Origin of the sequence: Phormidium sp. CCY1219, assembly GCF_035615515.1 — a bacterium.
GTDB lineage: Bacteria > Cyanobacteriota > Cyanobacteriia > Cyanobacteriales > Laspinemataceae > CCY1219.
Genome location: NZ_JAJENT010000497.1, coordinates 1 through 8,533, shown reverse-complemented (window position 1 = coordinate 8,533; position 8,533 = coordinate 1). Strand labels below are relative to the sequence as shown.

The 8,533-nt window shown below is 50.0% G+C and carries 7 protein-coding genes; 2 read left to right on the top strand and 5 right to left on the bottom strand.

Annotation, left to right across the window (positions count from 1 at the left end; genetic code table 11):
* The first annotated feature begins 240 nt into the window (after positions 1-240).
* On the top strand, positions 241-546 hold the full coding sequence (locus LKK83_RS12920) for a carbon dioxide-concentrating mechanism protein CcmK (protein WP_324631564.1): 306 nt from the start codon (positions 241-243) through the stop codon (positions 544-546).
* A gap of 130 nt (positions 547-676) precedes the next feature.
* Positions 677-1,036, top strand: coding sequence for a carbon dioxide-concentrating mechanism protein CcmK (locus LKK83_RS12915; protein ID WP_324631562.1), 360 nt, complete (start codon positions 677-679; stop codon positions 1,034-1,036).
* Positions 1,037-1,385: 349 nt separating this feature from the next.
* Here LKK83_RS12915 and kaiB read toward each other — a convergent pair whose 3' ends face one another.
* From kaiB to leuC, 5 genes are all read right to left on the bottom strand, one after another.
* Positions 1,386-1,727 carry a circadian clock protein KaiB gene (gene kaiB / locus LKK83_RS12910; protein ID WP_324631561.1) on the bottom strand — a complete coding sequence of 114 codons (342 nt, stop codon included), beginning with the start codon at positions 1,725-1,727 and terminating at the stop codon, positions 1,386-1,388.
* A gap of 291 nt (positions 1,728-2,018) precedes the next feature.
* Positions 2,019-3,752 (bottom strand): circadian clock protein KaiC, encoded by a 1,734-nt coding sequence (gene kaiC, locus LKK83_RS12905; RefSeq protein ID WP_324631560.1) that lies wholly within the window; start codon positions 3,750-3,752, stop codon positions 2,019-2,021.
* A 242-nt stretch (positions 3,753-3,994) separates the two neighbouring features.
* Positions 3,995-6,172, bottom strand: a complete 2,178-nt coding sequence (locus LKK83_RS12900) for a Tex family protein (protein WP_324631559.1) — start codon at positions 6,170-6,172, stop codon at positions 3,995-3,997.
* Between the two features lie 92 nt (positions 6,173-6,264).
* Positions 6,265-6,861 (bottom strand): 3-isopropylmalate dehydratase small subunit, encoded by a 597-nt coding sequence (gene leuD, locus LKK83_RS12895; protein WP_324631558.1) that lies wholly within the window; start codon positions 6,859-6,861, stop codon positions 6,265-6,267.
* Positions 6,862-7,034: 173 nt separating this feature from the next.
* The gene (gene leuC / locus LKK83_RS12890) at positions 7,035-8,438 is read right to left on the bottom strand and encodes a 3-isopropylmalate dehydratase large subunit (RefSeq protein ID WP_324631556.1); all 1,404 of its coding nucleotides are present in this window, start codon (positions 8,436-8,438) and stop codon (positions 7,035-7,037) included.
* Between the last annotated feature and the right edge of the window lie 95 nt (positions 8,439-8,533).

Sequence of the window (8,533 nt, the reverse complement as noted above, 5' to 3'; positions counted from 1 at the left end):
TTTTTTCCACCGATCGCGTGGTGGTGGTGAAATATAGCAGGTCTGTTGCTTGATGCGATCCGCAGCCGAATAGTCCCAACCTTGAAATGCACCTCCGAGGTAAAAAAATCGTTACCTCACCCATATGAGAACTGCTATAACATCGGCCACACTGGCGCGCCAGCAACCTCCGGGGCTTAAAAATGTGGTAAAAAAGGCTTAGAATTAGAGTAAACCTTCCATTGATTGAGGAGAGCGCGAATGCCTGCTGCCGTTGGACTGATTCAAACAATAGGTTTTCCGTCAATACTTGCCGCCGCCGACGCGATGGTAAAAGGGGGTCGAGTTACCTTGGTGTATTACGACATTGCGGAAAAAGGCGAGTTTGTCGTGGCGATTCGCGGACCGATTTCCGAGGTGAAACCCGCAATGGAGGCGGGCATCGAAGCGGCGGAGAAGGTCTACGGCGGAAAGCTGGTGACTCACTATATCGTACCCAATCCGCCAGAAAATGTGGTGGATGTGCTGCCCTTCGAGTACACCGAAGCGGTGGAACAGTGGCGATGAGAAAGCACCTCCTACAGACAGTCGGTTCGAACGGTCAACCTACGCGAAAATTTCCCTTCCGATCGGCGAGGAAATGGGTACAATAAGGCCAGGGAATTGTTACAGTTTTTGTTAATTTAGGAGATAGACGATGCCAACACCACAAGCGGTTGGAGCAATTGAAACTAGAGGTTTTCCGGGGATTCTAGCAGCAGCAGACGCGATGGTGAAAGCAGGGCGCGTGACCCTGGTGGGCTATATCCGGGTGGGGAGTGCGCGCTTTACGGTGATGATTCGCGGGGATGTCTCGGAAGTGAAAACCGCAATGGATGCGGGGGTGGCGGCGGCAGAAGCGACCTATGGGGCCACTCTGGAATCCTGGGTGATTATCCCGCGTCCTCACGAAAATGTGGTGGCGGTTCTGCCGATCGATTATTCGGAAAAGGTGGAACCGTACCGCCAAGCTGTGGAAGGAATACGAATGTTGGGTGGCAACGGCGGCAGTCGGTAGGGGAGATCGCGCCAGGACAAGTGTTGCATTCCTTAACGCTTGTACTCGTCCCGAAAACCACCCTAAGAGTTAAGGAATTGCCCCTCAATTTTTCTCTGGTTGTCTCCGAGGGGGAGAGCAAGAATTAAAAATTAAGAATTAAGAAGGAAATTGTTTGGACGTTCTCAATTCTTAGTTGTGCTCCCCTTCGGGGTCATGTCAGGGAAAGAATTGAGAATTCAGAATTGAGCAATTTTTAATGAGAAATTGAAAATTGAAAATTAATGGGTAAATTTGACGTTTTCAATGTTTAGTTTTTCTCCCCTCCCGAAGGGCGATAAGGAGAGGACGGAAAATCTGAGATTGGGATTTAATAAGGAAGCAGATCCAACCCGATCAGAATTTTTTCAGTATTTGCCATATCGCCGATAAACTTCTGTAAAGGCGGTGGGAGTTTCTTGATTAAGGTGGGAATGGCAACCACCTGTTCTTCTTCCATCAATTCCGGGTTTTCGTAAATATCAATAACTTCCAGTTCGTAACGTCCTTTCAGGTAGGTTTCGCAGATTTCCTTAATTTTTTTAAAGGCACGGATTGAATGGGGCGTTTCGCCGGCAATATATAAGCGCAAAACGTATTTTTCCTGTTGGCGACGCTCAAAAAATTCTTCAAAAACGTCTTTTGATTCGTTATTATTCGGGGGATTTTTCATGTTTCTCCTGTTATTAAAAAGCGACTTAATAATAAATCCAGCGAGTTTTGATTATCTCCGCCATGTTGGCGAGTTACGCATTGCCCTGCAACGGTAGTATGTGGGGTGGGGGAAGAGCATCGGAAGCGGGAAATGAGTTCGGTGTGGGGGATGGGCACATCGGAAAGAGCGGGAATTTCCGCGAGGGGAAAGGGTTGTGAATGTTGTCTCACCCGGAAGGTTCGAGAAACAGTAGAGTTTCGTGGGATTGGAGTTTCCGCGATCGCGCTGTCCCTTTCATCTTACCAAATCTTAGGAAGATTCACCCGAATCCTCCCGATCCGGATCGGCATAACGACTTTCGGCAATTTGTTGTTCGTTGTCCAGGCGAATTTTTTCTTTGATTTGTTCCCCTTCCAAAAGCCGTTCAAACTCTTCTTGTTCCGACTCAAAGTCCACTTGTAAGGCTTTAATTTGGGCATCCATCAGGGCGCGTTTGCGTTCGATGTCCCGTTGTTTCTTCTGTAGTTCTTGTTGGCGCATCCAGGCTTGAGTTTTTTCCTCAAATTCTTGCTGCGATCGCGCTGTGCCCGTGAGTATGCCTTTCGCACCGAGATACACATCAACTAATTCCAACCCGCGATCGCTCAAGCGGAACTCGCGCACTTGGTTCGAGTGTTGCATTCCGCGAGACTTAATAGCATAAAGCAAGCGATTGCGTTCGCCGTGGATTTCCACATCGCGCAGCACCAACCAAGTATCCATTAACGAAGAAACCCCAGCATCGGTATGTTCGAGGGGTTCGCCGCCTTGGGTCAGACTGGTTACTAAAGTGGTAATGCATTGCGTTTTGAGGAAATCAATCAAACGCATCAGAAATGACTTGACCTCAAAAGCGTTTCCCACCGATTCGAGGTTAGAAATCGGATCGATAATCACCACGCTGGGATGAAAATCGCGGACTAATCCATATAAATTGACCAAGTGCATTTCTAACCCATAAAGAGTGGGACGCGCCGCTTGAAATTTGAGCCGATTTTCCGTGACGCAACCTTCCAACTCCAGACCAACCGATCGCATATTGCGGATAATTTGATTAGCGGATTCCTCGAAAGCAATGTAAAGACATTTTTCCCCACGCTGACAGGTGGCATGGGCAAAATGGGCGGCGATCGAGCTTTTTCCGGTGCCGGCAGTGCCGGTAATTAAAATGCTGCTACCGCGATAGTATCCCTTTCCGCCAAGCATGGTATCGAGGCGAGGAATGCCGGTAGAAATGCGTTCGTTAGACACCTGATGGTCTAAGGCGAGGGAAGTGATCGGAACCACAGAAATGCCGTGGTGTTGGATCAAAAACGGATACTGGTTTGTGCCATGTTTCGATCCGCGATATTTGATAATTTGTAAGGTGCGGGTGGCGATGCGATCGCTGACATGCTGTTCCAAGCGAATCACGCAATCAGACACGAATTCTTCTAATCCTTGGCGCGTCAGGGAGTTGTCTGTGCTTTCCGCCGTGACGATCGCGCTGACGCCGCGCTCTTTCAACCAGCGAAATAACCGCCGCATTTCCGATCGCACGATCGCGCCATTTTCCAAGCCGCCAAACAGCACTTCTAAGGTATCCAAAACCACGCGCTTTGCCTTCACTTTATCGATGGCGATCGCCAGTCGCATGAATAACCCTTCTAGATTGTATTCGCCCGTTTCTTGGATTTCGCTGCGATCGAGATGAATGTAGTCGATGGCAAATTTTCCTTGCTCTATCAGCGCGGGTAAATCCCACCCCAACGACGCCACATTTTGACATAGTTCTGCCGCCGATTCTTCAAACGAGACAAAAACCCCGGGTTCATCGTAGTTCACCACGCCATTGACGAGAAATTGCATGGCCAGCAGGGTTTTCCCACACCCGGCATAACCGCATACCAATGTGGGACGCCCCTTTGGCAAACCACCCCCCGTGATTTCGTCCAAACCTTGGATTCCACTCGCACATTTCGGCAGTTTATCTTGAGTTAATTTTAGGTTGTTTTGTTGACTCATAGTGGACTGGATTTTGCGACTTTCAACGCGCTGATTTCACTGATTTTATAAAAATTGCATTCGAGGGCGACGAATCGTTCTGGCAGTTGCCGGAATAGTTGACGCGCGTTGCTGTTTTATTATAAGCCACGAGTTACTTGAGTATGATGGGCAACGCCGAGCATACCACTCGGCGCGGTTGGGTGGGGAATCGTTTCCGGTGGCGATCGCGCTTCAGAAATCCCACCCAAACCCCGCCGATTTTAGCGTCGGGGTTGTCGCGATTTCTGAAGCGATCGCATGGACAAACCAATCCGCTTTAACTTTTCATCCACGGATAACACACGCACCTTCACCACTTGTCCTACCTTGACAATTTCTTTAGGATCTTCCACAAAGCGATCGGCGAGTTGGGAAATATGCACCAACCCATCTTGATGCACGCCGATATCTACAAACGCGCCAAAGTTTGCCACATTAGTCACCACCCCTTCTAATTCCATCCCTTCTGACAGGTCGGAAATCTCGTTTACGCCTTCTTTAAAGGTGGCATATTTAAACTCGGCGCGTGGGTCGCGTCCCGGTTTTTCCAACTCGGCGATAATATCGCGCAGGGTGGGAATTCCTACCAAGTCGGTGACGTATTTATCAAGTTTTACGGACTGGAACTTCTGCGATGCTTTCGAGATGTTGTCTAAGGGAATGCTTAAATCCGAGGCGATCGCTTCGACCACATAATAACTTTCCGGGTGAACCGCCGTATTGTCCAAGGGATTATCGCCGCCGCGAATTCGCAAAAACCCTGCGGCTTGCTCGAAGGTTTTCGGCCCTAACTTGCCCACCTTTAGCAACTGACGGCGATTTTTGAACGCGCCATTATCGTTGCGATATTGGATGATATTTTTGGCCACAGTGGGCGTCAATCCCGACACTACGGTGAGCAATTCTTTCGAGGCGGTATTCAAGTCTACGCCCACATAGTTGACACAACTTTCTACGGTTTCGGCTAATTTTTTCTTGAGCAATTTTTGGTCAACATCGTGTTGATATTGTCCCACGCCAATCGATTTCGGGTCGATTTTCACCAATTCCGCCAGGGGGTCTTGCAATCGCCGCCCGATACTAATCGCACCGCGCACGGTTAAATCCAACTCGGGGAACTCTTCACGTGCCACATCGCTGGCGGAATAAATGGAAGCACCGGACTCGTTGACCATGACTTTGGTGGGTTTGCGATCGCAGGTTTTGAGCACTTCAGCGATAAAGGCATCGGTTTCGCGTCCCGCCGTGCCATTCCCGATCGCGATCGATTCGATGTGGTATTTTTCAATCAGGGTTTTAATCGTTTTCGCCGCATCTTGGCGCTGCTTTTGACTTTGATGGGGAAAAATGGTTTGATATTCTAAAAATTTCCCGGTTTCATCGAGAACTGCGACTTTGCAACCGGTTCTAAATCCCGGATCGATGCCGATAGTGGGTTTCATTCCCGCTGGGGGAGATAGTAACAATTCGCGCAGGTTAGCCTCAAAGGTTTTTACCGACTCCAAATCCGCATCTTGTTTTTTCAGCGATCGCACCTCGGAAATTAAAGAATTTTTCATCAACCGATGAAACCCATCTTTCACCAGCGCCCGATAAAAGTTGCGAATTTCCGGCACTTTGGTGCGGATTTCTTTGGATTCGAGATACGCCAAAACCTCGGCTTCGTTAAATTCCAAATTCACCGTCACGATGCCTTCACTTTCCCCGCGCAACAATGCCAGCAGGTTATGCGGCGCGATGTCTTTCACCTTGGCGGTGTAATTGCGATACATTTCAAACTTGGTGGTTCCTTCGGGATAGTCTTCAGCTTTGATGCCAGAGGTGAAGACTGCTTCGCGCAAGAAATAATCCCGCAAATACGCCCGGGATTCGGCGCGTTCGGCCACTTCTTCTGCTAAGATATCAGCAGCCCCTTGCAGGGCGTCGGCGGCGGATTCGATTTTGTTTTCTGTAGAAATATAGGCTTGCGCTTCGGCTTCGAGGGAGGCTGAGGCTTTGTTGATGTTGAGGGTTTTAATGAATTCTGCCAGGGGTTCTAAGCCTTTTTCGCGCGCGATACTGGCGCGGGTGCGGCGTTTGGGTCGGAAGGGAAGATAGAGGTCTTCAAGCTCGTTTTTTTGCAGGCAGGATTCGATTTTAACCTTTAGTTCGTCGGTGAGTTTTCCGGTTTGCGCGATCGCCTCTAAAATCGTTTGCTTGCGGTTTTCCAGTTCGGTAAGATAGTTAAATCGTTCGGAAATGTGGCGCAACTGGGTTTCATCTAAAGTGCCGGTTCGTTCTTTGCGATACCGGGCGATAAAAGGAATGGTTGCTCCTTCTTCTAACAGGGACAGGGCACTTTGCACCTGCCACAAATTCAGGGATAATTCTTGAGCGAGAACTTCGGGAATATTCAGCATCAGTCGATGGTGTTTTCAGCGTTGGGTGAGTTAATGAAAGCGAGGGGGGCCGGCGGGTTTAAACCCCCGGCGATATCCCCTAATCTTCTATTTTAACTCCAGGCTAAATAAGGCAAGCGAGTGGCGGTTTCGCGGATGGCGTCGGTTTGGGAAACCAGTTGCCCGCAGGTGTCCCAGGTGCCGGCGTTGAGGACTTTCTGCGGCCCTGGGGGGAGATGCACGGACCGGGTAAATTCTTGGCCAAAATGGACTTTGAGGGCGACTAAATCTAGGGTGATTTCGGTTTGCGGATGGGCGGCGATCGCGGTTTGCAATTTTTGGATGCTTTCCGCATCGGCGGTGACGCAGGGAACCCCCATCGCCAAACAATTGCCAAAGAAAATTTCGGCAAAACTTTCGCCGATAATGCCTTGAATGCCCCAGCGGGCGATGGCTTGCGGGGCATGTTCGCGACTGGATCCGCAGCCAAAATTTGCGTTGACGACTAACAGTTTTGCGCCTTGATATTGCGGTTTATCGAAAGAATGTTCGCCGTTTTCTTGGGCGCGATCGTCTTTAAAGACTTGTTCGCCTAATCCATCAAAGGTGACGCAGCGCAAAAAGCGGGCGGGAATGATGCGATCGGTATCGATATCGTTGCCAACTAAGGGAATTCCTGGTCCGGTAATTTGTTGGACTTTACTGCTCATGGAATGACTCCTTATGGTGATAGATTGGTCTGAAAAAGCCCCTGGGTCAGGGTGGAGGTAAACGACTTAAGCCCGCCTAGGCCGGCTAAGTTAGCGAATCGCAATTAAGAAGCAAATGAGGTGGGCATTGCCCACCGGAATTTCGGGTGCAATTTATGATGTTGCACCGACAGTTATATCAGTTCGCGCACGTCAGAGACGGTACCATTAATTGCCGCCGCCACCACCATTGCCGGACTCATTAATAAGGTGCGACCTTCTGAGGAACCCTGACGACCTTTAAAGTTGCGATTGGAAGAAGAGGCGCTGATTTGGTCGCCTTGTAATTTGTCGGGATTCATGGCCAAACACATGGAACATCCGGACTCTCGCCATTCAAATCCCGCCTCGGTAAAGATTTTGTCTAATCCTTCAGCTTCGGCTTGTTTTTTGACGTCTTCCGAACCGGGGACGATAAAGGCTTTTATGCCTTGAGAAACGCGACGGCCTCGGGCGAATTTGGCCGCTTCGCGCAGGTCGCTCAATCGTCCGTTGGTGCAGCTACCGATGAAGCAAACATCGACTTTTGTGCCTTTGATGGGATTGCCGGGATTGAGTTTCATGTAGCGATAGGCTTCTTGGGCGATCGCGCGATCGCTTTCGGTTAAGATGTCCGGCGTTGGGATTAATTCATCCACACCAATGCCCTGACCTGGGGTAATTCCCCAAGTGACGGTGGGGGGGATTTCTTCTGCATTGAAGACCACTACATCGTCATATTTGGCATCAGCATCGCTGCGGATATTTTGCCACCATCGAACGGCGTTATCCCAGTCTTCGCCTTTGGGGGCGAAGTCTCTGCCTTTGAGGTATTCAAATGTTACCTCATCGGGGTTGACGTAACCACAACGCGCCCCTCCTTCGATGGACATATTGCAAACCGTCATCCGCTCTTCCATTGACATGTTTTCAAAGGTGGTGCCTGCATATTCGTAGGCATATCCCACCCCACCTTTGACGCCTAATTTGCGGATAATGTGCAGGATAACGTCTTTGGCGTAAACCCCGGGGCGCAGGGTGCCGTTGACTTCGATTTTGCGGACTTTCAGTTTGTCGAGGGCGAGGGTTTGGGAGGCGAGGACATCGCGCACTTGACTGGTTCCGATGCCAAAGGCGATCGCGCCAAATGCGCCATGAGTGGAGGTGTGGGAGTCTCCACAGGCGATGGTCATGCCCGGTTGCGTGAGTCCCTGTTCTGGGGCAATCACGTGGACGATTCCCTGACGCCCGGATCCGACTTGATAAAAGCGAATGTTATTGTCTTTGCAGTTTCGCTCTAGGGCGACGATCATTTCTTCCGCCAGGGAATCGGCAAAGGGACGGGCTTGGTCCTCCGTGGGTACGATATGGTCTACGGTTGCTACCGTGCGTTCCGGAAACAGCACCTTCAGTCCCCGTTCTCGCAACATGGCGAATGCCTGGGGGCTAGTGACTTCGTGGATAAGGTGCAACCCGATAAAAAGCTGGGTTTGTCCGGAAGGCAAGCTGCCCACTGCATGTAAATCCCAAACTTTGTCGAAAAGTGTCCCCTTACTCATGATGATAACCTCCGATACGTTTGGAAACCCCCGTGCTTTAGTCGGGGGAGGAAAAACGAACGTGCGGCTTTAGCCGCCGTCAAAACTATATTGAG

Bases quoted from the DNA above. Each gene is read 5' to 3' on its own strand.
- leuC (WP_324631556.1), bottom strand. From the start codon at position 8,438: ATGAGTAAGGGGACACTTTTCGACAAAGTTTGGGATTTACATGCAGTG.
- LKK83_RS12915 (WP_324631562.1), top strand. From the start codon at position 677: ATGCCAACACCACAAGCGGTTGGAGCAATTGAAACTAGAGGTTTTCCG.
- LKK83_RS12900 (WP_324631559.1), bottom strand. From the start codon at position 6,172: ATGCTGAATATTCCCGAAGTTCTCGCTCAAGAATTATCCCTGAATTTG.
- kaiB (WP_324631561.1), bottom strand. From the start codon at position 1,727: ATGAAAAATCCCCCGAATAATAACGAATCAAAAGACGTTTTTGAAGAA.
- LKK83_RS12920 (WP_324631564.1), top strand. From the start codon at position 241: ATGCCTGCTGCCGTTGGACTGATTCAAACAATAGGTTTTCCGTCAATA.
- leuD (WP_324631558.1), bottom strand. From the start codon at position 6,861: ATGAGCAGTAAAGTCCAACAAATTACCGGACCAGGAATTCCCTTAGTT.
- kaiC (WP_324631560.1), bottom strand. From the start codon at position 3,752: ATGAGTCAACAAAACAACCTAAAATTAACTCAAGATAAACTGCCGAAA.